The 23,905-nt window shown below is 64.0% G+C and carries 18 protein-coding genes and 1 tRNA gene; 10 read left to right on the top strand and 9 right to left on the bottom strand.

Annotated features, from left to right (window positions below; genetic code table 11):
- Nucleotides 1-100: 100 nt before the first annotated feature.
- Nucleotides 101-1,117 (bottom strand): polyprenyl synthetase family protein, encoded by a 1,017-nt coding sequence (locus AC3WJD_RS19340; RefSeq protein WP_492748384.1) that lies wholly within the window; start codon nt 1,115-1,117, stop codon nt 101-103.
- A gap of 100 nt (nt 1,118-1,217) precedes the next feature.
- On the opposite strand from AC3WJD_RS19340, the gene AC3WJD_RS19335 reads away from it, so the two are divergent.
- Nucleotides 1,218-1,496 carry a chorismate mutase gene (locus AC3WJD_RS19335; protein ID WP_492748383.1) on the top strand — a complete coding sequence of 93 codons (279 nt, stop codon included), beginning with the start codon at nt 1,218-1,220 and terminating at the stop codon, nt 1,494-1,496.
- A gap of 10 nt (nt 1,497-1,506) precedes the next feature.
- Here AC3WJD_RS19335 and AC3WJD_RS19330 read toward each other — a convergent pair whose 3' ends face one another.
- From AC3WJD_RS19330 to AC3WJD_RS19315, 4 genes are all read right to left on the bottom strand, one after another.
- The gene (locus tag AC3WJD_RS19330; RefSeq protein WP_492748381.1) at nt 1,507-2,001 is read right to left on the bottom strand and encodes a GNAT family N-acetyltransferase; all 495 of its coding nucleotides are present in this window, start codon (nt 1,999-2,001) and stop codon (nt 1,507-1,509) included.
- The gene (locus tag AC3WJD_RS19325) at nt 1,998-3,377 is read right to left on the bottom strand and encodes a sensor histidine kinase (RefSeq protein WP_492748380.1); all 1,380 of its coding nucleotides are present in this window, start codon (nt 3,375-3,377) and stop codon (nt 1,998-2,000) included. Before AC3WJD_RS19325 ends, AC3WJD_RS19330 begins: the two co-directional genes overlap by 4 nt.
- Before the next feature lie 33 nt (nt 3,378-3,410).
- Entirely contained in the window at nt 3,411-4,073 is a 663-nt protein-coding gene (locus AC3WJD_RS19320) for a response regulator transcription factor (RefSeq protein ID WP_492748379.1), read from the bottom strand.
- Nucleotides 4,074-4,141: 68 nt separating this feature from the next.
- Entirely contained in the window at nt 4,142-4,456 is a 315-nt protein-coding gene (locus AC3WJD_RS19315) for a PepSY domain-containing protein (RefSeq protein WP_492748378.1), read from the bottom strand.
- An 87-nt stretch (nt 4,457-4,543) separates the two neighbouring features.
- Here AC3WJD_RS19315 and AC3WJD_RS19310 point away from each other — a divergent pair, with 87 nt between their 5' ends.
- The 4 genes from AC3WJD_RS19310 to AC3WJD_RS19295 all read left to right on the top strand — a co-directional run bounded on the left by AC3WJD_RS19310 (nt 4,544) and on the right by AC3WJD_RS19295 (nt 10,975).
- Nucleotides 4,544-6,328 (top strand): ABC-F family ATP-binding cassette domain-containing protein, encoded by a 1,785-nt coding sequence (locus AC3WJD_RS19310; RefSeq protein WP_492748377.1) that lies wholly within the window; start codon nt 4,544-4,546, stop codon nt 6,326-6,328.
- Nucleotides 6,329-6,421: 93 nt separating this feature from the next.
- Entirely contained in the window at nt 6,422-8,878 is a 2,457-nt protein-coding gene (locus AC3WJD_RS19305) for a TonB-dependent receptor (protein ID WP_492748376.1), read from the top strand.
- 201 nt (nt 8,879-9,079) lie between these two features.
- Nucleotides 9,080-9,763, top strand: a complete 684-nt coding sequence (locus AC3WJD_RS19300; RefSeq protein WP_492748375.1) for a Fe2+-dependent dioxygenase — start codon at nt 9,080-9,082, stop codon at nt 9,761-9,763.
- A 69-nt stretch (nt 9,764-9,832) separates the two neighbouring features.
- Nucleotides 9,833-10,975 (top strand): PepSY-associated TM helix domain-containing protein, encoded by a 1,143-nt coding sequence (locus tag AC3WJD_RS19295; protein ID WP_492748374.1) that lies wholly within the window; start codon nt 9,833-9,835, stop codon nt 10,973-10,975.
- 70 nt (nt 10,976-11,045) lie between these two features.
- On the opposite strand, the gene AC3WJD_RS19290 is transcribed toward AC3WJD_RS19295, so the two are convergent.
- Together AC3WJD_RS19290 and AC3WJD_RS19285 are read right to left on the bottom strand one after the other, a co-directional pair.
- The gene (locus AC3WJD_RS19290; protein ID WP_492748373.1) at nt 11,046-15,719 is read right to left on the bottom strand and encodes an NAD-glutamate dehydrogenase; all 4,674 of its coding nucleotides are present in this window, start codon (nt 15,717-15,719) and stop codon (nt 11,046-11,048) included.
- A gap of 103 nt (nt 15,720-15,822) precedes the next feature.
- On the bottom strand, nt 15,823-17,097 hold the full coding sequence (locus AC3WJD_RS19285; RefSeq protein ID WP_492748372.1) for a PAS domain-containing protein: 1,275 nt from the start codon (nt 17,095-17,097) through the stop codon (nt 15,823-15,825).
- A gap of 158 nt (nt 17,098-17,255) precedes the next feature.
- Between AC3WJD_RS19285 and AC3WJD_RS19280 the strand changes: the two genes are divergently transcribed.
- The 3 genes from AC3WJD_RS19280 (at nt 17,256) to AC3WJD_RS19270 (ending at nt 20,596) form a co-directional block, all read left to right on the top strand.
- Nucleotides 17,256-17,331, top strand: a tRNA-Thr gene (locus AC3WJD_RS19280).
- A 96-nt stretch (nt 17,332-17,427) separates the two neighbouring features.
- Entirely contained in the window at nt 17,428-18,435 is a 1,008-nt protein-coding gene (locus AC3WJD_RS19275) for a site-specific integrase (protein WP_492748371.1), read from the top strand.
- A 289-nt stretch (nt 18,436-18,724) separates the two neighbouring features.
- Nucleotides 18,725-20,596 (top strand): DUF2075 domain-containing protein, encoded by a 1,872-nt coding sequence (locus AC3WJD_RS19270; protein WP_492748370.1) that lies wholly within the window; start codon nt 18,725-18,727, stop codon nt 20,594-20,596.
- 210 nt (nt 20,597-20,806) lie between these two features.
- On the opposite strand, the gene AC3WJD_RS19265 is transcribed toward AC3WJD_RS19270, so the two are convergent.
- Complete coding sequence (locus AC3WJD_RS19265) at nt 20,807-21,769, bottom strand: hypothetical protein (protein ID WP_492748369.1); 963 nt, start codon at nt 21,767-21,769, stop codon at nt 20,807-20,809.
- A gap of 45 nt (nt 21,770-21,814) precedes the next feature.
- Nucleotides 21,815-22,198: a hypothetical protein gene (locus AC3WJD_RS19260; RefSeq protein WP_492748368.1), complete on the bottom strand. Its 384-nt coding sequence runs from the start codon at nt 22,196-22,198 to the stop codon at nt 21,815-21,817.
- Nucleotides 22,199-22,416: 218 nt separating this feature from the next.
- Between AC3WJD_RS19260 and AC3WJD_RS19255 the strand changes: the two genes are divergently transcribed.
- Nucleotides 22,417-22,671: a helix-turn-helix domain-containing protein gene (locus AC3WJD_RS19255; protein WP_492748367.1), complete on the top strand. Its 255-nt coding sequence runs from the start codon at nt 22,417-22,419 to the stop codon at nt 22,669-22,671.
- 830 nt (nt 22,672-23,501) lie between these two features.
- The gene (locus AC3WJD_RS19250) at nt 23,502-23,750 is read left to right on the top strand and encodes a hypothetical protein (protein ID WP_492748366.1); all 249 of its coding nucleotides are present in this window, start codon (nt 23,502-23,504) and stop codon (nt 23,748-23,750) included.
- Nucleotides 23,751-23,905: the final 155 nt, after the last annotated feature.

Here is a 23,905-nt window from a genome sequence, read left to right as displayed (position 1 = left end):
CCCCACCCATGAGCAGGCCCGCCATGCCCCCGGCATGGCTGCGGATGCCCGGGGGGCATCCGCACCTGCTCATCCTCCCCTGAAGGGGAGGGGCTAAACATCAATATGCCCGCGCGATCGCGAATTCGACGGCTTCGACGAGCGCCGACTTGGCCTGGCTGCTGCCGAAATTGCCGAGCGCGTCGATCGCGCGCTGGCCGTAATGGCGCGCGCGCTCGAGCGTGTCGGCGATCGCATTGGTCTGATCGAGCAGCGCCTTGGCATGCGCGAGATCGGCGTCGCTGACGCGGTGGCCGTGCATCGCATCGCGCCAGAAGGTGCGGTCCTCGGCGCTGCCGCGCGCATAGGCGAGAATGACGGGCAACGTCACCTTGCCGTCGCGGAAATCGTCGCCCACGCCCTTGCCCATCGTCTCGGCGTCGGAGGCATAGTCGATCGCATCGTCGACGAGCTGGAAGGCGATGCCGAGATTTCGGCCATAGGCGTCGAGTGCCAGTTCCTCGGCCTCAGGACGCTCGGCGACCACCGCGGCGATGCGGCAGGCGGCGGCGAAGAGCGCGGCGGTCTTGGCGCCGATGATCTCGAGATAGCGGTCCTCGGTCGTCTCGACCTGACGCTGCGCGGTGAGCTGGTTGACCTCGCCCTCGGCGATCACGGCTGACGCGTTGGACAGGATACGCAGCGCCTTGAGGCTGCCGTCCTCGACCATCAGCTCGAACGAGCGGCTGAACAGGAAATCGCCGACGAGCACGCTTGCGGGATTGCCCCAGATCAGGTTTGCGGTGCGGCGGCCGCGGCGCAGATCGGACTTGTCGACGACATCGTCGTGGAGCAGCGTCGCGGTGTGGATGAATTCGACCGAGGCGGCGAGCTTGTGCTGACGCGTGCCCGTATAGTCGAGCATCCGCGCGCAGGCGAGCATCAGCATCGGCCGCATCCGCTTGCCGCCGCCCGCGATCAGATGGCCGGCAAGCTCGGGGATCAGCGGGATGTCCGACTGCATCCGCGCGAGGATCACGCTGTTGACCTGGTTCATGTCGTTGGCGACGAGCGCCATCATCGGTTCGAGCGAGGGCGCGCGGCCCGACGGGTTCAGGCGGTGAATCGTTGCGGTCATGACATTGCGGCTCTGGCCCCAAGCACCGCGTTATGCAAGCGATATGGCCTTGCTTTCCCCCGCACATGCCGCGAAAAGCGCGCACCGCAGGGAGACAGGGATGAGCGACGACCGGCTGAAGCGTTACCGCGAGAGCATCGACAATATCGATGCGGCGCTCGTCTTCATGCTCGCCGAACGCTTCAAGGTGACGCAGGCGGTGGGCCGCTACAAGGCCGAGAACGGGCTGCCTCCCGCCGATCCCGGCCGCGAGGAGCGCCAGATCGCCCGGCTGCGCAAGCTCGCGCAGGACGCCAATCTCGACCCCGAATTTTCCGAGAAGTTCCTGCGCTTCATCATCGACGAGGTGATCCGCCACCACGAGCGGCTGCGCAGCTGAAGCCTGCGGGTCAGCGCGCCATGAATACCGCATCGGCGCCGTAGCCACGCAGCTTTTTGCGCAGTACCGGATCAGGCGTCGCGGGCGCAAAGCCGAGTCGTCCCCAGAAGACCGAAGCACCGCCGACCGCGACGAGTTCCGAACGCGCCAGGCCGAGTTCGACCGCGCGCGCGGTGCTCGCCGCGACGAGCCGCGCCGACAGCCCGGTGCCGCGCGCCTCGGGCGCCACCGTCAGATCATGGATATAGTGAACGAGATGCGGCGGGCCGGGCGCGGCCAGCACCGTATCGACGGGCGGCGGCGATCCCGGATGCCAGGGATGCGCAAGGATATAGCCGGCGAGTGCGCCTTCGATCCCGGCGACGAGGCTGAGTCCGTCGGCAAAGACGAGGCGGCTTTCGAAGGCCGCGGGAGAATCATGCAGGGCGTCGGGATAGACGCGACACTGGAGCGCATGCGCGGCGCGCACATCTTCGTGCGCGAACCGCCGGATCGCCGCGGTCATACCGCGACTGGCAGGCGGAGCCGTGCGAGCAGGCCGCCCAGATCCTCGCTCTCCTCGAGCACGACACTGCCGCCGTAGATTTCGGCGACGTCGCGCACGATGGCGAGCCCGAGCCCGGTGCCGGGCTTGCCGGTGTCGAGCCGTACCCCGCGATCGAAGATCCGCTGACGTTCCTCCGCGGGAATGCCGGGCCCGTCATCCTCTACGAGCATCTCGACGAAAGCGTCGGCGCGCGCGATCGTCACGAACACGCTGCCTCCGCCATATTTGGCCGCATTTTCAATCAGGTTGCCGAGCATCTCGTCAAGATCCTGATGCTCGACATGGACCGCCAGGTCGCGCGGCCCGTCCATGTCGAAACGGACATGCGGATAGAGCCGACCGACCGCGCGCTCGACCGATTCGAGGCTCGGCCAAACCTCGGCGCGGCTATGTGCATGGCCGCGACGGCCGACCGCGCGCGCGCGCGCGAGATGGTGGTCGACCTGCCGGCGCATCGTCGCCGCCTCGCGGATCACGGTGTCGGCGAGATCGGGCGCCTGCGCGGTCGCGGCGTTCATGATGACGGTGAGCGGGGTCTTGAGCGCGTGCGCGAGGTTGCCCGCATGGCGCCGCGCCTCTTCGGCCTGTTTCTCGTTGTGCTCGAGCAGGCCGTTCAGCTCCTCGACCATCGGCTGCACCTCGTTGGGCATCGCGGCCTCGACGCGATTGGCGCGCCCCGCGCGCATCTCGCCGATCGCCTCGCGGATACGGTTGAGCGGCCAGAGCCCATAGAGGGTCTGGAGCGCGGCGAGGACGATCAGCCCGAGCCCGAGCAGCGCGAAGCTGCGCACCAGCGTGCGGCGAAGCACGGCGATCTGCTCGTCAAGCCCGACGCGGCTCTCGGCGACCTGGAAGCGCCACAGCACGGACGAATCGGGCAGGCGGATATCGCGTTCGAGCACGCGCAGCCCCTCGTCGGGAAATTGGCGGCTGTCATAGGCATGGATGTTGGTGTCGGTATGCCGTGCGCCCGTCTGCAACCGCCGGTCCCAGAGCGAGCGCGAGGGGAAGGGTTCGTAGCCCGGCCCCGTCACCTGCCAGTAGAGCCCCGAATTGGGCTCGAGAAAGCGCTGATCGGCGAGCGCGCGGCTGAAGCGCACCTCTCCCTCGGGCCCAATTTCGGCCGAGGCGATCATAGAACGCAGCACATATTCGAGCTGCGCGTCGAAGTTGCGCGTGATCGCGCTGGTCAGCACGCGATCGAGCGCGAGGCCGCCGCCGACGAGCAGCAGCAGGATCCACAGTGCCGCGATCGTGATCATGCGGCGCGTGAGCGACCCGGTGCTGCGGTGCCTGCGCGGGTGCGTCTCGGGGATCGGGAGGGCCTCGGTCATCGTGCCGGGAAATCACGCCGCGCGGCGCGACGATCAGGCCGGTTCGTCGAGGCTGTAGCCGAGTCCGCGGATCGTGGTGATCACATCGGGGCCGAGCTTCTTGCGGATGCGCGTGACGAACACCTCGATCGTGTTCGAATCGCGGTCGAAATCCTGATCGTAGATATGCTCGATCAACTCGGTGCGGCTCACCACCTTGCCCTTGTGATGGAGCAGATAGCTCAGCAGCTTGTATTCCTGCGCGGTCAGCTTGACGGGCGTGCCCGCGAGCGTGACCTTGCCCGAGCGCGTATCGAGCCGGACATCGCCCGCGATGAGTTCGGACGAGGCATTGCCCGAGGCGCGGCGGATCAGCGCGCGCAGCCGCGCGATCAGTTCCTCGGACTGAAAGGGCTTGGCGAGATAGTCGTCGGCGCCCGCATCGAGCCCGGCGACCTTGTCCGACCAGCTGTCGCGCGCGGTGAGCACGAGTACGGGCATTACCTTGCCCTCCTTGCGCCAACGGTCGAGCACGGTGAGGCCGTCGATCTCGGGCAGGCCGAGGTCGAGGACGACCGCGTCGTAATTTTCGGTCGAGCCGAGGAAATGGCCATCCTCGCCATCGGTGGCGAGGTCGACGGCATAGCCAACGCCTTCGAGCGTCTGGCGGAGCTGCTGGCCGAGGCTCGGTTCGTCCTCAACGATCAAAACGCGCATGCATTCCCCTTCATTGTTCCGGGGCCGGCGAGGCGGCCCGTATTGCGCATTGCTGCGGGCTGGATGCCTCAGCGGCCCGAACGGCCGATGACCTGACCATTACGCGCGTCGACGTCGACCCAGAAGACCTGGACATCGCGCCGGAACTTCAGACGATAGACCGAACGCGCGCGATCGAACTCGGGACCCAGATACTCCGCACCGCGGGCTGAGGGAAGCACCCGTGCCTCGATCTGGCGCAGCGACATCACCTGCCCCTTCTGGCGCGCCTCATAGGCCATGTCCTGATCGGCGCGGCGCGCATCGGCGGGCGCGCCGCCCATCAGCAGAATTGAGCCAAGGGCCGCGGCAAGCGGGGAAAAGAGGCGTTTCATCGTCGTCATGGGCTTGTGGCATAGGGTGAAAGCGTTGAATAGGCCATGAATAGCCGCTTCATCCGGCCGTCATCCACAGCATTCAGAGAAATCATCATGTCCGCGCCCGTCCTCGCCTATGAAAATCTCGGCCTCATCCAGGGGAGCGGCTGGCTGTTCCGCGGGCTCGACCTGTTCATCGGCGAACGCGACCGGCTCGCGCTGATCGGGCGCAACGGCGCGGGCAAGACGACGCTGCTCAAGCTGATCGCGGGCGCGATCGACTGCGACGAGGGCCGCCGCACGATCGTGCCGGGCACCAATGTCGTGCTGCTCGAACAGGAGCCCGTAATGGCCGGGCATGCCACGCTTCTCGATTTTGCGACTTCGGGCGCCAACGCGCCCGAACGCCACGAGGTGGAGGCCATCGCGCACCAGATCGGCATCGACCTGTCGCGCGAGGCGGCGACCGCCTCGGGGGGCGAGCGCCGCCGCGCCGCGATCGCGCGCGCGCTGGCGATGAAGCCCGACGTGCTGCTGCTCGACGAGCCCACCAACCATCTCGACCTCGCGGCGATCGACTGGCTCGAGAACTGGCTGGGGCGCTATAGCGGTGCGTTCATCGCGATCAGCCACGACCGCACCTTCCTGACGCGGTTGACGCGGCAGACCTTGTGGCTCGATCGCGGCAATATCCGCCGCAGCGAGATCGGCTTTGGCGGCTTCGATGCGTGGACCGAGAAAGTCTATGCCGAGGAGGAACGTGCGGCCGAGAAACTCGACGCCAAGCTGAAGCTCGAGCTCCACTGGCTCGCGCGCGGCGTGACGGCGCGGCGCAAGCGCAACCAGGGCCGGCTCGAGGCGCTGCACAAGATGCGCGCCCAGCGCGCCGCGATGATCGGGCCACAAGGGGCTGCCAAGCTCGCGATCGAAAGCGATGATGTGCGCACCAAGAGCGTGATCACCGCCGAGAATGTCTCCAAGCGTTTCGGCGAGCGCGCGGTGATCAGGGATTTCAGCTTCAAGGTGCAGCGTGGCGACCGGATCGGCATCGTCGGGTCGAACGGCGCGGGAAAAACCACGCTGCTCAAGCTGCTGACGGGCGAGATCGCGCCTGACGAGGGCAAGGTGACGCTCGCCAAGACGCTCGACGGCGTGATCATCGACCAGCAGCGCAGCTTGATGGCGCCCGAAAAGCGGGTGCGGGACGTGCTCGCCGAGGGCGGCGACTGGATCGAGGTGCGCGGGGTCAAGAAGCACATCCAGGGCTATCTCAAGGAGTTCCTGTTCGAACCCTCGCTGAGCGATGCGAAGATTGCTACGCTTTCGGGCGGCGAGCGCTCGCGGCTGCTGCTCGCGCGCGAATTCGCGCGGCGATCCAACCTGCTGGTGCTCGACGAGCCGACCAACGACCTCGACCTCGAGACGCTCGATCTGCTGCAGGAGGTGATCGCCGACTATGACGGCACCGTGCTGATCGTCAGCCACGATCGCGACTTTCTCGACCGCACGGTGACGGTGACCTTGGGACTCGATGGATCGGGCAAGGTCGATGTGGTGGCGGGCGGCTATGCCGACTGGGAACGCAAGCGAGTCGCGCGCCCGGAGGCCAGGAAAACCGCGAACAAATCGGCGACCGCCAACGAATCGCCCAAGCCCCAGCAGCGGACCAAGCTGTCGTACAAAGACCAACGCGATTTCGACCTGTTGCCCCATCGCATCGAGGAGATCGAGGCAGCGATCGCGCGCGACGAAGCAGCGCTCACCGATCCCGACTTGTATACGAACAATCCGGGCCGTTTCGAGCAACTGACCAGGTCTATCGAGACCGCGCGCGCCGAACGCGACGCCGCCGAGGAACGCTGGCTGGAACTCGCGGAGATGGTCGAGGCGCTGGGATAATTTGCGACAATGTTAAGAACGCCTCGCAATAGCGTTGACATTGCGAGTTGTTCTCAATAGCAGCGACCCCATAACAAAAAGGGGTTTCCTGCCGTGTCCATCGAATCGTCGTCCCGCGCCACCTTTCTTGCGCTGAGCTGCGTCGGCTTCCTTTCCACCGCCCCCGCGCTGGCCGCAGACGCCCCTGCGGATGCGCCCGCCGATCCCAATGAACAGCGCATGATCATCGTGACGGGCGAGCCGGGCGCGGAGGTGGAATCGCCCAAGGCGACCGCGCCGCTGCTCGACACCCCGCAGACGATCACGGTGATTTCGGACCAGACGCTGAGGAAGCAGAACCTGCTGACCTTGCGCGATGCGCTGACCACGATCCCCGGCATCACCTTTGGCGCGGGGGAAGGCGGCGGCGGTTATGGCGACAGCATCAACCTGCGCGGTTATTCCGCGAACAACGACCTGACGCAGGACGGCGTGCGCGACAGCGCGCAGTACAGCCGCACCGATCCGTTCAACCTGCAGCAGATCGAGGTCTATAACGGCGCCAATTCGGCCTTCAACGGATCGGGCTCGGTCGGCGGCACGATCAACCTCGTCACCAAGGTGCCCCAGCCCGAAGACCTGACGATCCTGCAGGCGGCGATCGGCACCGACAATTATTACCGCGCGACGGTGGACAGCAATCTGCGCGTCAACGACCTGATCGCGGTGCGGCTGAACGCGATGGTGCACCGCAACGACGTTCCCGGCCGCGACGTCGAGGAGTTGAAGCGCTGGGGTGTCGCGCCGTCGATCACGATCGGGATAGATGGACCGACCAGCCTGACGCTCGCCTATGTCCACCAGCGCGACGACAATACGCCGGTCTATGGCGTTCCCTATTTCAAGAGCCTGGTGAATGACGGCCCGCTCGAGGAGGTCAACGACAGCGACTATTTCGGCATCGTCAATCTCGACGAGCAGGAGATCACGGTCGACCGCCTGACCGCAACCTTCCGTCACGAGTTCAGCGACGCCGTCTCGGTGCGCAACCTGACGCGCTGGCAGCGCGTCGGCCAGTACAGCCAGACGAGCGCGCCGCAGGGCACCTTCTGCCTGTCGACCACGGGGTTGCAGCCGGTGGGCGCGAGCGGATCGGCAATGACGGGCCTCGCCTGCCCGGCGGGTCTCGCACCGGGCTTCTACCAGCCTTCGGGTCCGCGCGGCCTGGTGCGCGACCAGCTTAACCAGCTGCTCCACAACCAGACCGACCTGCGCATCGTCTCGGGCGATAAAGGTGGCGTGCGCAACACGCTGGTGATCGGCGCGTCCTATACGCAGGAGGATTACGAGATCGAAAATGCGCAGCTGCTGCGCAATCCCGGCGGGGCGCTGCCCAATCCGGTGCTGCCGCCGATCAGCCTGTCCAACCCCGACACGGTCTGGACAGGACCGGTGAACTACATCCGGACTGGCAATTCGTACGGCGACACGCGCAACCGGGCGATCTATGCCTTCGACACGCTCGAGATCAACGAGATGTTCGAATTGAACGCGGCACTGCGCTATGAAAATGCGCGCAACATCTTCCGCATCGACACGGTGACCACGCCCGCGACGGGCAGCGTCTATACGCGCGGCCCGAACCAGGTGAGCGACGAGGACCTGTTCTCCTACCGCTTCGGCGCGGTGTTCAAGCCCGTCGAGAATATCAGTCTCTATGCGGCCTATGCCAATGCCAAGACGCCATCTTCAGCCACGGTCCGCGCGGGCTGCGGCGTGCCGACCCTGCCTAACGGCGCCGATCCGTGCGCCGTCGCCCCCGAAAAGGCGCGCAACTACGAGATCGGCGTGAAGGCCGATGTGATCGACCGCAAGCTCCAGCTGACCGCCGCGCTGTTCCGCAACGAGCGCAGCAATTTCCGCGTGCCCTCCAACGACCCGTTGCAACCTGCGGGCCTCCAGGTGCTCGACGGCCGCTCGCGGGTGAACGGCCTGGCGCTTGGGGCCGCGGGCAATATCACGCCCGAATGGACGATCTTCGCCAACTACACCTATCTCGACAGCAAGGTGTTGCAGAGCGTTTCGGACGCATGCCTCGCCGCGCCAAGCGTGCCGTGCCTCAACAGCAATCCTGCCAGTTTTCCGACCGGCGCCGCGCCAGGGTTGATCGTCATTGCCGACCCGCAGCGCGGCGACCAGCTGATCCAGACGCCCAAGCATTCGGGCAGCCTGTTCACGACCTACAAGCTGCCCTTCGGGCTCGAGATCGGTTACGGCCTGACCTATCAGGGCAGCTTCGCGCTCAACCAGAGCACGCTGCTCAACCAGCATCAGTTCCGCTCGGACGACTATCTGACCCACCGCGCCTTCCTGTCCTATGCCTTCACCAACGGACTGACCGCGCAGCTGAATGTCACCAACTTCACCAATGAGCGGTACTTCACCGGCATCCGCAACAATATCGGTACCGCGCTGACCGGCGCCACGCCCAACAACGGCGTGATCACCGGAGGCTGGGCGGCGCCCGGTGAGGACCGGTCGGCGGTGCTGAGCCTGTTCTACAGCTTCTGATCCTTAGGGGGATGGCCGGCGCGCGCCCCTCCCCGTCGGCCATTTACTACCAAATCCTCCCCGAGCTTGCTCGGGGAGGGGGACCATGCGAAGCATGGTGGAGGGGTTTGGATCAGCGCCTTGCCCCTCCACCGGACTTCGTCCGGTCCCCCTCCCCAAGCCGAGCTTGGGGAGGATCTTTGTTAACACGGACCGAACGCCATGATGATCCAGATCCCCGACGTGCTCGACGCCGAGCGGCTCGCGAAGGTCCGCGCGCTGATCGATGCCGCGGACTGGATCGACGGCAATGCCACCTCGGGACATCAGTCGGCGCTCGCCAAGCGCAACCTGCAGCTGCCCGAGGACAGCGCTGCGGCACGCGAGGCGGGCGCGATCGTTCTCGAGGCACTGGGACGGACGCCGCTGTTCATCGCGGCCGCGCTACCGCTCAAGATCTTTCCGCCACTGTTCAATTCCTATGCGGGCGGGCAGGCGTTCGGCGTGCATGTCGACAATGCGGTGCGCATCCAGCGCGGCAGCGATTTCCGCATCCGCAGCGATTTGTCGGCGACGCTCTTCCTGGAAGATCCCGATGCCTATGACGGCGGGGAGCTCGTCGTCGAGGATCAGTTCGGCGCGCAGGCGGTGAAGCTGCCCGCGGGGCACATGATCCTCTATCCCGCGTCGAGCCTGCACAAGGTAGAGTCGGTGACGCGCGGGCGACGCATCGCGAGCTTCTTCTGGATCCAGTCGATGGTGCGCGACGGCGAGGCGCGCCGCACGCTGTTCGAGCTCGACACCGCGCTTCAGACCATCGCGATCGATCGCGGCCAGGACGACGCGGCGATCATCCAGCTCACCGGCGTCTATCACAACCTGCTGCGGCGGTGGACCGACGCCTGACAGCAATTGCGATTGACTTGCAATAGCTGTCATGTCATCGGCGCTTCTCTGCCAAAAGGGGAGACGCATATGGCAATGCCGGGCCGAATAACGCTGCGCAAACTCTGGTTTCAGGTCCACAAATGGATCGGGCTGCTGCTCGCGATCGCGATCCTGCCGATCTCGGTGACGGGTGCCGCGCTGGTCTGGCATGATGCGCTTGACGAAGCGGTCAATCCCGCGCGCTATGATGTCAGCGGCGCGACGGTGCTGCAGCCTTCCGCCTATGCCGCCGCGGCGCACGCGGCGCTGGCGTCGGGCGAACGGATCAGCGGCATCCGCATGCCCGAGGGCGAAGGGCCGGTAGTCGTCACCGCCGCGCAGCCGCCGAAGTCGGGTGCCGGGGGCCGCCCGGTTCGAACCATGGTCTGGCTCGATCCGCCGACCGCGCGCGTGCTCGACAAGGCGGACAGCAGCCAGGGGCTGGTGCGCGTGCTCCATGTCCTCCACGGCAGCTTGATGATCCCGGGCATGGGACGCCAGATCGTCGGCTGGATCGGCGTCGCGATGCTCCTCTCCTCGATCAGCGGGCTGTGGCTGTGGTGGCCCACCGTCGGTCGCTCGGTGCGCGGGCTGCGGTGGCGCCGCCACAATAATTTCGACACCAACCTTCACCACCAGATGGGCTTCTGGATCGCGCTGCCACTGTTCGTGCTGTCGCTGACGGGCGTCTGGATTTCCTTCCCGCCCTTTTTCGCCAAGCTGAGCGGCGCCAAGACCGAGCAGTCAGGGCCCCCACCACAGGCACGGATGCGCGCGCGCCCGATCGAGATCCCGGTACAAGGGCCCGACGCGGCGCTTGCGGCGGCGCGCACGGCCGGCGCAGGTACGCTCGTCTCGCTCAACTGGCCGACCGACCTCAAGGCGGAATGGACAGTCGCGCTGGCGCGTGACGGAAAGTCCCCGCTGGAGATCAAGGTCGACGACGCAACGGGCGCGGCCAAGGCGAGCCGGAAGCCTCAGGGTGATGGCGGTATCGCGCGGACGATGCGCAAGATCCACGACGGCACCGACATGGGCATCGTGTGGCAGGTTATCATCTTCCTCGGCGGCCTGCTCCCCGCGGCGCTCGCGATCACGGGTGTCATCATGTGGTGGCGCGCCCGCAGCTGGTGCTCGGACCTGGCGGCGCGTCAGGCCGCCCGCATGCGCACGACCACCGAGACCGCCTGACAAGCTGAGACCCGGTAGCCCCGTCGCGCTGTCGCTCAAAACTGGACAGCGCGACGGGGTACCGATCGTGTCAGCGCGACAGCAGCGTCCGCGCCTGTCCGCCGATCTGTGCGAGCATCGCGGGCGTCGGCACCGCGCTGGTGCGAGCGCGATCGACGAGTCCCCGGAACTGCGCAACGCGCGGGGCATTGGCAGCGAGCCATGCCTCCACCGCCCCCAGTGGGTCATTGCCCTCGATCCGGCCGAGGAAGTCGAAGCGCAGCTGCTCGAAATCGCTGCTGAGACCTGCGATCAGGAGCCGCTCCCACTGGTCGCCAGCGACACAACGCAGCGCGGTGGACTTGGCCCAGTCCACGCCGAGCGCCTCGCCGAGCCGGACATAGGCCTGGGTCGCGATGATCGCGTCGAAGCCGCGCGTCTCGCACAGATCCGCGATGCCCACCGCGCCGTCGAGCTCGTCGAGCCGGACGATGCGATCGGCAAGCGCAGCGGGCGCACCGTGGCTTTCGACGAGCGCACGCAGCGTGCTCGCCTGCGTCCGTGCCTCGGTCTTGAGCAGTTTCTCGCGCGCCTGATCGAGCCGCTTGATCCCCGGACGGAGCCGTGCCGCGACATCGCCCGGGCGCGTCCCCGCGTCCATGACGCGCAGCAGATCGGCGACATGGAGCCGCGCCGCGGCGGCGGCGAGATCGAACAGCGCCAGGCGACCGTCCTCGCCGAGCGCGGCCTGTTCGATCGTCTCCATCATGTCCTCGAGCCCGAAGATCATGTCCGCCGCGAAATAGGCCGACGCGACCTCCGCGAACGCGACCCCCTCTTCCTCTGCGAGCTCGAAGGGCGCGACGAGGCCGAGACGGTTGACGACGCGGTTGGCCATCTTGGTCGCGATGATCTGCGGCCGCAGCCGGTGCGCGTCGATCGCGGCGGTGAAGCGCTTCTGCATCGCCTTGGGGAAATAGGCGTGAAGCAGCGGCGTCAGCGCGGGGTCCGCGGTGATCGGCGCATGCTCGATCGCATCCTGCAGCGCGAGCTTGCCGTGCGACAGGATGATCGCGAGCTCGGGGCGGGTCAGCCCCTGCTGGTCCTGCGCGCGGCGCAGCAGATCATCCGAGCTTTCGAGCCCTTCGACCGCACGGTCGATGCGGCCCGAGGCCTCCATGATCTCGATGACACGGACCTGCGCGGGCAGCGCACCCGCACCGCCGCGTTCGGCGAGCGAAAGCGCGAGCGTCTGGAGGCGATTGTCCTCGAGCACGAGCGCGGCGACGTCGTCGGTCATGCTCGCGAGCAGCGTGTTGCGGTCCTCGAACTTCAGACGGCCCTCGCGCATCTCGCGGTTGAGCGGGATCTTGATGTTGACCTCGTTATCCGAGCAGTCGACGCCCGCCGAATTGTCGATGAAGTCGGTGTTGATACGCCCGCCCTTCTCGGCAAAGGCGATGCGGCCCGCCTGCGTCACGCCGAGATTGGCGCCCTCGCCCACCACGCGCGCGCCCACTTCCTCGCCATTGACGCGGTGCGCGTCGTTGGCGGGATCGCCGACCTCGGCATTATTCTCGTCGCGCGCCTTGATGTAGGTGCCGATGCCGCCGAACCACATCAGGTCGACGCGCGCCTTGAGGATCGCCGAGATCAGCGACGACGGGTCGAGCGTCTTTGCGTCGATGCCGAGCATCGCTGCGACCTGCCTCGAGATCGGGATTTCCTTTTGCGTGCGCGGGAACACGCCGCCGCCCTTGGAGATCAGCTTTTCGTCATAATCGGCCCAGGACGAGCGCGGCAGCCTGAAGAGGCGCTCGCGCTCCTTCCAGCTCTTGGCGGGATCGGGCTCGGGATCGAGGAAGATGTGGCGATGGTCGAATGCCGCGACGACCTTGAGCGTCTTCGACAGCAGCATGCCGTTGCCGAACACGTCGCCCGACATGTCGCCGCAGCCCGCGACGGTGATGACGTCCTTCTGGACGTCGATCCCCATCTCCGCGAAATGGCGCTGGACCGAGACCCAGGCGCCCTTGGCGGTGATGCCCATACCCTTGTGGTCATAGCCCTGCGAGCCACCGCTCGCGAACGCATCGCCCAGCCAGAAATTGCGATCGAGCGCGATCGCATTGGCGACGTCGGAGAAGGTCGCGGTGCCCTTGTCGGCGGCGACCACGAAATAGGGGTCCTCGCCGTCGCGGATGACGACCTTTTCGGGATGGACCACCTTGTCCTCGACGATGTTGTCGGTGACCGACAGCAGCGAGCGGATGAAGATGCGATAGCTTTCGGTACCTTCGGCCAGCCAGGCGTCGCGATGGGTGAGCGGCGACGGCAGCTGCTTGGGATAGAAGCCGCCCTTCGCGCCGTTCGGCACGATCACCGCGTTCTTGACGAGCTGCGCCTTCATCAGCCCGAGGATCTCGGTGCGGAAGTCGTCGCGCCGGTCGGACCAACGCAGGCCGCCGCGTGCGATCGGGCCCCCGCGCAGGTGGATGCCCTCGACGCGCGGGCTATAGACCCAGATCTCGCGCCAGGGGCGCGGCGCGGGCAGGTTGGGCACGACGCCGCTGTCGAGCTTGAATGCGAGCGCTTCCTCGGCGGCGGGTGCAAAGAAGTTGGTCCTGAGCGTCGCGGTCACCAGCCCGCGGATACGGCGCAGGATGCGATCGTCGTCGATCGCCGCGACCTTGGCCAGCGCGGCGTCGATGGCGTCATTGGCGAGCCCGGCCGCGGCTTCGCTTGCCTGCGCAGGGTCATGGAGCCCGTGGAAGAGCGCGATGATCTGCTTTGCCACCACGGGCGCGCGGCGCAGCGCACCCGCGACGGTGTCGAGCCCGTAGGACATGCCCGTCTGCCTGAGATAGCGGAACCAGGCGCGGAACAGCACGACCGCGGGCGGGTCGAGCGCGACCGAACCGATCAGCTGGTTGAACGCGTCGTTCTCGGCACGCCCCTCGAGCACCGCCGCGATCGCGCCCTCGATCACCTCGGCGCGCGCGAGCATGTCGTTCGCGGTGGTGTCGCCCGCCGCCTCGAGCAGCAGGTCATGGACATAGCCGAAACCGCCGTCGAGCGCGGTCGGCAGTTCCTCGAGCACGCGGAAGCCGAAATTCTCGAGCGAAGGCACGATGTCCGACAGCGGGATCGCGCCGCCGAGATGATAGACCTTGAGCCGCAGCTTGTGCTCACCGTCGGACTCGCGGTGGAACAGGCGCGCACCGCGATGCCCTTCGCTCGACAGGTCGCGCAGCCGCAGAATGTCGGACGCCGCCTCGCCCGCGCCATAGGCCGCGCGATAGGCCTGCGGGAAGAAGTTGGCGTAGCGGATCGCAAGCCGCGGCGCGCGCTGCCCTTCGCCAAGCTCGGCGAGCGCGGCCTCGACGCCGGGCACCCAGCCGCGCACCATCTGGACGAGCTCGTGGTTGAGCGCGGCGCTGTCGGGCACCTGCCCGCCGTCGCGCAGGTCGAGCGTATAGCGCAGCAGCGCGACCTCGCTGTCGTCGAGTTCGAGCGCCCAGTTGATGATCTCGCCCCTGGACGCGCGCTTGAGCATCTCGCCGATCGCTGAGCGCCGGCCGGTCGAGACCTCGTCGCGCGGGAGCCAGACGAGCACGAACAGATGCCGGCCGAGCGGGCTCCGGTGTAGCATCATCGCGGGGCGCGGCCGATCGGCGAGCGACATCGCGGTGAGCGCGGTTTCCTCGAGCGCGTCGGGCTTGAAGCCGATCAGCAGGTCGTGCGGCAGCTCGGACAGTGCGTGCGCGAGCGCCTTGCCCGCATGGCCGCTCGCGCTGAAGCCGTATTTCTCCCGTATCTGGGCGAGCCCGGCGCGCAGCACGGGCACCTTGCCGGGCGATGCGGCGAGCGCGGCGCTGGTCCACAGCCCGCTATGGATCGAAAGCGCCGTGATCTTGCCGCCCTTCGTGACGGGCACGATCAGCAGGTCCATCGGGACACGGCGATGCACGGTCGCGAGGCGGTTCGACTTGAGCATCAGCGGAGCCTGATTGCCCTTGGTCTCGAACCATTTGAAAGCGAGTTCGCGCGAGGAGTCGGCGAGCGTGGGCGTATCCTCGCCCGCGGTCGACGCGATGCCCAATGCCGACTCGGTCGTGCCGTCGCGCAGCCGCACCTCATGACCAAGCTGTGTCAGATTGCCGTCGAGGAACCAGTTGAGCAGCGCCCCGCCCTCGCTGTCGCCGAGCGATTCGGCGTCGGCGCGCAGCACCGCCTGCATCTTTGGCCAGTCGCGCACCGCGGCGCGGACATCGCCCAGCGTGCTGCGGATCGCGGTGACCAGCGCACGCCGATCCTTCGCGTCGGCGCGCTCGATCTCCATATAGATCATCGATTCCGGCTCGGCATCGGCGCCCGCCGTCTTGCCGATCGCCAGCAGTGCGCCGTCCTTGTCGCGTGCAACGGGCACGACGGGATGGAGCACCCGATCGATCGCGAGGCCGTGCGCGGCAATGGTGGCCGCGACCGAATCGACGAGGAAGGGCTTGTCGCGGTTGATCACCGCGAGGCGCATGCGGCGCAGGCCGCTATCGTCGTCGGTGCCGATCGATTCAAGATTGATGACGGGGGTGTCCTGCCGCCGCATGAATGCGGTCTCGGCAATGAAGGCGGCGGCCTCCTCTCGCGCCTTCTTGCCGAAGTCGTGAATCTCTCCGGGCAACGCCCCTTCGACCAGGGCCGCTGAAATCGGGGCGCAAAATGCCTTCGCACGCGCCTCGGGTTGCGAATCGCTCAAGTCCGCCATCTATCTCCGCCTGCAAACCGCGGGCCCTCGAAACGGGGCCGCGCAATATTATTATAAGGCGGAACTACGCCTGCCCGCGGGCAAACTCAACCCGTTTGGGCAGTTATTTGGCCGCTTTCAGCATGGCCCGCTCGATCAGCGCATCGTCCAGTACGGCGCCGAGCACGGCAAGCCCGCGCTGGCTGACGCGGCGCGCGACGAGGACGACGAACTCGCCCTCACCCGAATCGAGCTCGATGATCGCCTGTGGCGCCATGCGGCGGAGCTGGTCGGCGGCAATATCGGTGCGCGGCGGCCGCGGGGCAGGCGCGCGCTGCGCGCGCTCGGCCTTGACCGCGCCCTTGAGCCCGCCCGCGAAGCGTTCGAGGAAGTCGCGCAACTCTCCAACGCCAAGCCCCTGACGCTGGGCGTGCGCGAGAGCCGCGGCGAATTCGGTCAGCCGCGTCTTGTCGTAATCGACGCCGAAGACGAGCTTCACGATCGGCGTCATCGGCGCGCGATCCTGTGCCTTCAGCCCCGAATCCTCGAGCAGCTCGGCATATTCCTCGGGCCGCGCGGCGGCGACGAGCGCGAAATCATAGGCCAGCGACAGCGCCCGATAGAGCGCGGCGCGGCTCCGCCCGTCGGCGACGCGGACGGCGTCGGCACCCTGACGCGCGGCATCGAGCAGATCGGCGAGCCCCGCATCCTCGGCGACCAGCGGGGTTTCGAGGTCGAGCACATCGTCCTCGTCGCTCGCATCGTCGATCTCCCGCGCGCCTTCATCCCATATAGACGCGCGCGCCGCGGTGCCGGGCGCGCTCAGCATCGCCTGTTCGACCTCGAGCGCCAGCCCGGCCTCGAGCGCCGGGTCGGCCCGCTCCTTCCAGTTGATCACGCCATAGATGAAGTCGATCGTGTCGCCGTCCGACGAATAGGGCATCAGGATGCCGCGATAGAGCGTGTTGACGCCCGCCTGGCTGACGAATTCGGCCTCGAAGCCAATCGGCGCACGGTTGGCGATGATCTGCAGATAATGGTCGGTGAGCCGCGACAGCAGCGAGCGGCTGGGCACCTCGGCGACCGAAACGACACCCTCGTCGAGCGCGCACTCGCGACGCAGCAGCGCGCCGAGCCAGGCGATCGAGGGGTTCTCGGCCCCCGCAGTGAAGTCGAGCAGAACGCTGTTGGGACCGAAATCCTCGACCGCATCGGGCTCGAGATCCTCGATCGAGGGATAGGCACGTCCCGCCAGCAGCGAGGCCCAGTGGTTATAGGCGCGCACGTGCATGCGGCGCTCGTCGCTACCGATCGCGACCGGGGTTTCCACGCCGGAGTGATCCGATTCGTCATGATAGACGATCGCCTCTTCCCCGCCCAAACCGCGCAAACTGTCCATTCAAGCCCCCACGGCAGCCGCCGAATGGCTATTATTGTGCAACGACATGGTTGATACGGGGTTAAGTTGCGCCCCCGATTTTCTTTGCCTATGCCCGCTTGTACAAAGCGCGATGCGCTGGTAAGCGCTCGCGCTCCGACGCCCGATACGGGCCGAGCGCCGCTTTAGCTCAGTTGGTAGAGCATCGCATTCGTAATGCGGGGGTCACAGGTTCGAGTCCTGTAAGCGGCACCATTAAATCCTTGAAAAACAAAGATATTTTCAAGGGAATCTTTCAAGCAACAGCTTCGTCATCGCTCCGGTCACAATTTAGTCACACGGAGCAATTCAATGGCATCTATTACAAAGCGCGGTCATCGTTGGTTGGTGCAGGTACGCCGGAAAGGCGAGCCACCGCAAAGCAGAATGTTTAAATCGCAAGTCGATGCAAAGGCTTGGGCCGTCAGTGAAGAAGCGCGCATCGAACGGGCTGAGCCGCCTACTCCCCGTCGCCTATTAGCCGCCACAACGCTTAGTGATATCATTGGTCGATATCTGACTGATGTGACGCCGACCAAGCGCAGCGCCTTCACCGAAACGCAACGGCTGAAGCAACTACAGTGCGATCCCATCGCCAAATGCGATCTAGGCAAGCTCGACGGCACAATCTTGTCTCAGTATCGCGATCGGCGGCTCACGACGGTGAAGCCCGCCACAGTCCGACGCGAACTAGCAATTATCTCGCACGCGCTAGAGGTTGCGCGCAAAGAGTGGGGCTTTCGCATACCAAGCAATCCCGTGAAGGCTGTGCGACAGCCGGCTTTAAACAACGCTCGCGACCGCCGCCTAATCCCGGGAGAGATTGAGCGGCTGGACGCCGCCATCTCGCAATGTCGCAATCCGGTGGTGAGAGACGTCGTGCATTTTGCCATCGAGAGTGCGATGCGACGAGGCGAAATTCTTGCCATGGTCTGGCGCGATGTCGATCTGACGCAGCGTATAATTCACATTCCGCAGACCAAGACGGGCAAGCCCCGGACTATACCACTCACGGACGCGGCACTGGAGATCCTACAGAGGCGCGCAAGATCGTTCGGTCCAGTTTTTCCAATTTCCGCAAACGCGTTGAAGCTAGCTTGGGTGCGGGCCGTCAAACGTGCTGACCTCGATAATTTGCATTTCCACGATCTGCGCCACGAGGCCGTATCGCGCTTTTTTGAAATGGGCCTGTCGTTGCCCGAAGTGGCAGTAATTTCTGGGCATCGTGATCCGCGAATGCTGTTCCGTTACACGCACCTTCGTCCCTTAGCACTGGTTGAAAAGCTGAAGGGCAAAAGCTGGATTGGCATAGGCTCATAACCCGCCAAATGAGGGGTGTTCCGTGACGGGGTTGCCCCTCATTCGACGATCAAGTTGACGTGCTAGCAATGTCCATCAGCAAATGATTGGCTGCAGCCAATGTCGTGCTAACACGCATGCAACCATGTTGGACACAGCCCAAACCTCAACCATCCCATCAACAACAGCAAGCGACTCAAACTTGCATAAGCGGTCCTATTTCGACGTACGAGCCGCAGCCATAGCCAGCACGCCGCGCGATCAGATCCTGGGGGCATTGACCGCTCGACTACCCTTTGCCGTGGATCCCATGCAACGCGACGCATGGCTTGCTGAGATCGACCACATAAAGGGCATCGCCAACGAGCTGGACGACGCACATATATTTTTCGAGTTCATGATACCGCGGATGGGACGTCGAGCCGACGTGGTGATCCTCTACCACGGGCTGGTCTTTGTCCTGGAATATAAGGTGGGCGGGTCCACGTATGACCGTCACGCGCTGGATCAAGTCTATGGCTATGGCCTCGACTTAAAGCACTTCCACGAAACGAGTCACGTATTACGCATCATACCCGTTCTCGTCGCAACCGACGCGCCGGCCGCCACGTCAACCGGCATCGATTGGGATGCTGACGGGCTTTGCAAGCCGCTGAAGGCCAATCGCGCAACGCTCTGCGAACTTGTGCGTCGGGTCGGGGAGGAATGCAGCGGGGAGGCGCTAGATCCCATCGCCTGGGAGGCGGGCCGCTATAAACCGACACCCACGATTATCGAGGCAGCACAAGCCCTTTACAGAGGTCATGACGTCAAAGAGATATCGCGATCTGAAGCCGGTGCGGAAAACCTGAGCCGTACTGCCGATTTCATTGCTGACATAATCGAAGGCGCCAAGGCCAGGGGCGAAAAGGCCATCTGCATCGTAAGCGGCGTTCCTGGATCGGGAAAGACGCTCGCAGGGTTGAATATCGCCAATTCGAGAATGCGCGCGCATGACGACGAGCATGCAGTGTTCCTTTCGGGCAATGGACCCCTCGTGGAGGTGTTGCGCGAGGCATTGGCAATTGATGCCCATGCCCAGGCCACCGCAAACGGTCAGCGAACTTCCCGCGGTGAGGAGAAGCGCAAGGCGGCCGCGTTCATTCAGAACATCCATCACTTCCGCGACGAGGCATTGCTCAGCGACCTCCCGCCCGTGGGGAAAGTGGTTGTGTTCGATGAGGCCCAGCGGGCCTGGAGCGAGGCACAAACCAGCAAGTTCATGAGAGAAAAGCGCGGCAGAGCGGATTTCTCGCTCTCCGAGCCGGAGTTTTTGCTGTCTGTGATGGACCGTCATCCTGACTGGTGTGCGGTGATCTGCCTGGTCGGTGAGGGGCAAGAGATCAACACGGGTGAAGCGGGCCTTCAGGAATGGCTTGCCGCGTTGCGCCGATCATTTCCCCACTGGTACGTGTACCATTCAGACAAGTTCGATGGTCCAATCGACGCGCAAATCGGGGATATCGAAAATGCGACACCTGCCCCCGAACTCCACCTATCGACCTCGATCCGCTCCTTTCGCGCAGAAAAGCTATCCGAGTTTGTTGCTGCTCTCGTCGCCGGTTCGGCCGGTGAAGCGCGTAACCTATTCCAATATTTAGAAAACTACCCAATTCACGTGACGCGTAGTTTGTCGACAGCGCGGCGTTGGTTGCGATCCCACAGGCGGGGGCCGGAGCGTTCCGGCCTGTTGGCGTCGTCCAATGCGCTGAGGCTTAAGCCTGAGGGTATCTTTGTAAAAGCCAAGGTCGATCCGCCGCAGTGGTTTCTGGCGCCTGTTCACGACGTTCGATCGTCCGACGCACTGGAAGACGCTGCCAGCGAATTTGAAGTTCAAGGACTTGAGCTGGACTGGTCATGCGTGTGTTGGGACGCCAATTGGCGGTTTGGACCTCAGGGATGGCAAACACTCGCGTTTCGGGGGACGGCCTGGCAACGCGTGTCGGATCCCATGCGCCAAATGTATATTGCAAACTCCTACCGCGTCCTGTTGACGCGCGCGCGGCAGGGAATGGTGATTTTTGTGCCGCAAGGCGATGATCACGATCCCACCCGCCAGCCTTCGTTCTATGATGCCACCTTCAACTATCTACGCCAGTGTGGAATCAGCGAACTGGACGACAAGGGCCATGAACAGCCCTGACGTATTCGATGGGGGACCGTACCCCATTGGCAACCCTATCGAGCTACGGAAATGGGGTGGGTTGCCCTATCGGCCGAGCGATTGGAATGGGGCGTGATCCATGCGGCGAGACAAGTTGCGGCAGGAAAAACGGGCAAACCCTAGAGGCCCCACGTAGCGGCACTTGGCGAACCACCCGCAGTTCGTTTTGAATCTGGGAGAGAGAGAAGCCTAGGTTTTGTCCGCTCCGTCCCAAAATACGTCGCCCAACCTCTTTGCTAGAATTGCCACTTCCTCCGCGCTGTCCAGATCGGAAACGTACTGATCCTCATCGTCCAGGATTTCCCGTGCTGAATTATAGGACATGCGGAGATAGGGTCTTACCGCCTTGAGCGGGAGGCCGAGGTCCACCAACGTCGTCCTCACATATGCGTAGAAGCCACGCGCGCCTGCCTTGATCTGTAGGGCCGCCATCTGAGTAGCTTCCACTGCAAGATCCGGATCGAACTTTCCTGGGTGGTTTCGAAAATCTTCTGCATATTCCGCGGGTATTGTCGCTAGAGACAGGTGCTTCACCGAGGGTCTCCAGTCCGCCGGATTATAATTGGCCAATGTTGCCTCAGCATCTAACCACTTCTGCCGGCGATAAATCGGATTGCCCATCCATTCGGTTTGCGACTTCAGCGCTATCGCGAGGAACATCACCGGGTCTTTTGGACGGAATGTCTGGCTTCCGCCGGTCAGGTCCACTGCCACGTTTGGATCTATCGCTGGCTCCGGTCCGACTGGCTCTAGCTCGCTCACCTGTGTCGATAATCCTGGCATAACGCTCAGCAGTCCTCTCAGAATCTCCCTCTGAGGATCGGACAGGCGGAAGTCTCCGTCCGCGATTATAAGCGCCTCAGTTGCGTCCAAAACCTCCAGCAACACCCCTTCCAGCTTCCACAGCTTCGCTGGATTCTTCCTCTTGTATCCGGCTATCGCTTCCCGTTCCCATAGAAGCGGCGCGACTGTCATATACGCCAGGGCGACCCGCTCGTCGGCACCCTCCCGCGCGGCAATTGCTCGCACTTCTTGTGCAATGGCAGCCTCCATTTCGTCAGGTGGCAGCGGGAATAGCCGCTTCGCCAGCGGCGTCTTCAACGTCTGCGTTTTCGCAATGTCGTTCCAGATTTGGGCCGCCACCGAGTGCATATGCCCTCCATTTTAAGACGCGCTGCGTGCCAATTTCACCCAGCACTATGGCTGGGAACTGAAATTTGCTCTGGTCGGAGCGATGGGCCATTCGCGCCGACAATAACGGTCCATTTCGTCCTCAGTTGCGGGGGATTTATCGATCGTCGGCGCCTCGAACAGTTCATCGGGGAAAATGAGTGACGCTGATTCCAACAGCCTCAGGCCCACCCGCCCATTCTCTCGAAAACGAGTGGCCGCCCGACTCTGGCACTGTACATGGAGCAGCTGCGTCTCGACGGATTCGCCTGCATCTCGTACTGTGAACACAAGGAATGCGCGTTCATCATCATCCGGAATCCGATCCGCAAATCGCATCATGGTAGGAATAAGTTCAGGCTGGTTCACCGGAGAGCCGGGATTGATTGTCTTGATCTCGTCAATCTTCACGGCAGGCGTCTTGCTGAACGCTTGCTCAACTCGTTGCCATCGTTCGCTTTCAGGCGAGTGTCCCTCAGGCGTACATCCCGTACTCAACGCACATAAACTCAACGCCCACCACACACGACGCATTATCGACACAAGCAAACTCCCCCTGACGCACCCAATTTCACACGGTTTTTGTGTAGCACGCAAGAGTCCCGAAACACCGCCTTCACGTGTCGTGGATGGCGGGATTGGCAAAAGGCTTTCAGGATCAGCGTTATCGCGAGGTGATCGGCCTATTGGTTGCCGAGCGAAAGCGCTTGGGTTGGAGCCAAGAGGAACTGGCCCGCCGCCTAGACCGTCATCAGCAATTCGTGTCGCGCTATGAAACGGGCGAGCGGCGGCTCGATATTGTAGAGTTCGTGGACGTGGCCACTGCTTTGGGATTGCGTGCATCTATCCTGATTGCTGAAGTGGCACCTGCGCAACCGCTTTGAAATTTTCTGTTCGATTTTTTGCCACGACCGTCCTCTCAGATTTTGCCCCCACCCCACATGATACCCCAGATGGAACCGCTCAGCGACGATACGGCTTTGCCTGCACCACGTGGGGGAGGGGCAACATGCCTAAGCGGTAGCAACTCTATTTGTACGTCGCGTGACATACCGAGGCAAACGGCGCGAGCCGCTGTTGGGAGGGCCATCCAACCGGCAGCGTCGTACGAACTGAAGGTATGCTTTCAGCCGACCCATGCGGTTGGATGACCTGATGCGATTTACCCGTATCGCCATTTCTCTAACGCGCGGAGCCACGGTTTGAGGTTGTAGATATCCTCAGGTTCCCAGTACGTCGGCCCCTTCTCCATTGTCCAATCCAAGACGTCCTGTGGCCTGTGACCTTCAAGGCTTCGTTTATACAACTGCGTGCGATGGAACGTGTCACTCCATTCGCAAGCACGAGTGTTCCGCCGATGCCTGCACCACCTCCGCCATGTTGGGTCATTATCAAAAAATGGGTCGTCAGTCCCCGTCAGGGGGCTGACAGCCTGCGCTAGCGGGCTGCAGGTGTTCTCTTTTGTATTCTCTTCTTGTGTTCTAACTATATTCTCTGTGGCACCCTCGTTCCGGGTTTCCAGGTCGCCGTTGACCGGGTTCCCGCTCTTCGTTCCGGGTTGCGCGGGCCTTTGGTTCCGGGTTGCGACACACGAATTCGCGCCACCACCCGGTATCTGTGTGCCGGGATTATGCGGATCGGAATTTTCGACGAGTGGCGTCGAGCTGTCCTGGACGGTCTCCCCGCCGAGGCGTTCCTTGGAGGGAAGTCGGGCTTGCGGCTGCTCATCGACAGCAGCGCTAACCCAGAGCCTCCTGCGCTTGCTGGTGGGGTTCTCCACCAACAAGAACCCATCCGCCGCGAGCTTACTGATGTGCTTTCGCACCATTCGCTCCTGCACGCCCGTGATGGCCGCAAAATGAGCGTTCGAGGCGAAACAGCCCTTCGTGCCTTGCAGGGCGAATACCTCAGCGAGGACGATTTTCTGAATGGCAGTAAACGATTTGCCGAGAAGTATTTCTAACGGGATCCAAAGCCCCTCAAAGGTTTTTGACATTGATTAGCCATTTGGCTGGTTTCCATAGTGAGCATAGAGAGCCATCAAGGGAACTGTCAGGAATTTTGTGCGCGAGGTCATATAGATGGATAAGAAAGGACCATCGATATGGCGATCGACAA

This window comes from Sphingobium sp. FW306-1B-F04DB, assembly GCF_058781925.1.
This window is presented reverse-complemented; position numbering and strand designations above follow the sequence as displayed.

Bases quoted from the DNA above. Each gene is read 5' to 3' on its own strand.
- AC3WJD_RS19255 (WP_492748367.1), top strand. From the start codon at position 22,417: ATGGCGGGATTGGCAAAAGGCTTTCAGGATCAGCGTTATCGCGAGGTG.
- AC3WJD_RS19270 (WP_492748370.1), top strand. From the start codon at position 18,725: ATGCAACGCGACGCATGGCTTGCTGAGATCGACCACATAAAGGGCATC.
- AC3WJD_RS19300 (WP_492748375.1), top strand. From the start codon at position 9,080: ATGATGATCCAGATCCCCGACGTGCTCGACGCCGAGCGGCTCGCGAAG.
- AC3WJD_RS19320 (WP_492748379.1), bottom strand. From the start codon at position 4,073: ATGCGCGTTTTGATCGTTGAGGACGAACCGAGCCTCGGCCAGCAGCTC.
- AC3WJD_RS19325 (WP_492748380.1), bottom strand. From the start codon at position 3,377: ATGACCGAGGCCCTCCCGATCCCCGAGACGCACCCGCGCAGGCACCGC.
- AC3WJD_RS19285 (WP_492748372.1), bottom strand. From the start codon at position 17,097: ATGGACAGTTTGCGCGGTTTGGGCGGGGAAGAGGCGATCGTCTATCAT.
- AC3WJD_RS19330 (WP_492748381.1), bottom strand. From the start codon at position 2,001: ATGACCGCGGCGATCCGGCGGTTCGCGCACGAAGATGTGCGCGCCGCG.
- AC3WJD_RS19265 (WP_492748369.1), bottom strand. From the start codon at position 21,769: ATGCACTCGGTGGCGGCCCAAATCTGGAACGACATTGCGAAAACGCAG.
- AC3WJD_RS19310 (WP_492748377.1), top strand. From the start codon at position 4,544: ATGTCCGCGCCCGTCCTCGCCTATGAAAATCTCGGCCTCATCCAGGGG.
- AC3WJD_RS19340 (WP_492748384.1), bottom strand. From the start codon at position 1,117: ATGACCGCAACGATTCACCGCCTGAACCCGTCGGGCCGCGCGCCCTCG.
- AC3WJD_RS19275 (WP_492748371.1), top strand. From the start codon at position 17,428: ATGGCATCTATTACAAAGCGCGGTCATCGTTGGTTGGTGCAGGTACGC.
- AC3WJD_RS19290 (WP_492748373.1), bottom strand. From the start codon at position 15,719: ATGGCGGACTTGAGCGATTCGCAACCCGAGGCGCGTGCGAAGGCATTT.
- AC3WJD_RS19295 (WP_492748374.1), top strand. From the start codon at position 9,833: ATGGCAATGCCGGGCCGAATAACGCTGCGCAAACTCTGGTTTCAGGTC.
- AC3WJD_RS19335 (WP_492748383.1), top strand. From the start codon at position 1,218: ATGAGCGACGACCGGCTGAAGCGTTACCGCGAGAGCATCGACAATATC.
- AC3WJD_RS19315 (WP_492748378.1), bottom strand. From the start codon at position 4,456: ATGACGACGATGAAACGCCTCTTTTCCCCGCTTGCCGCGGCCCTTGGC.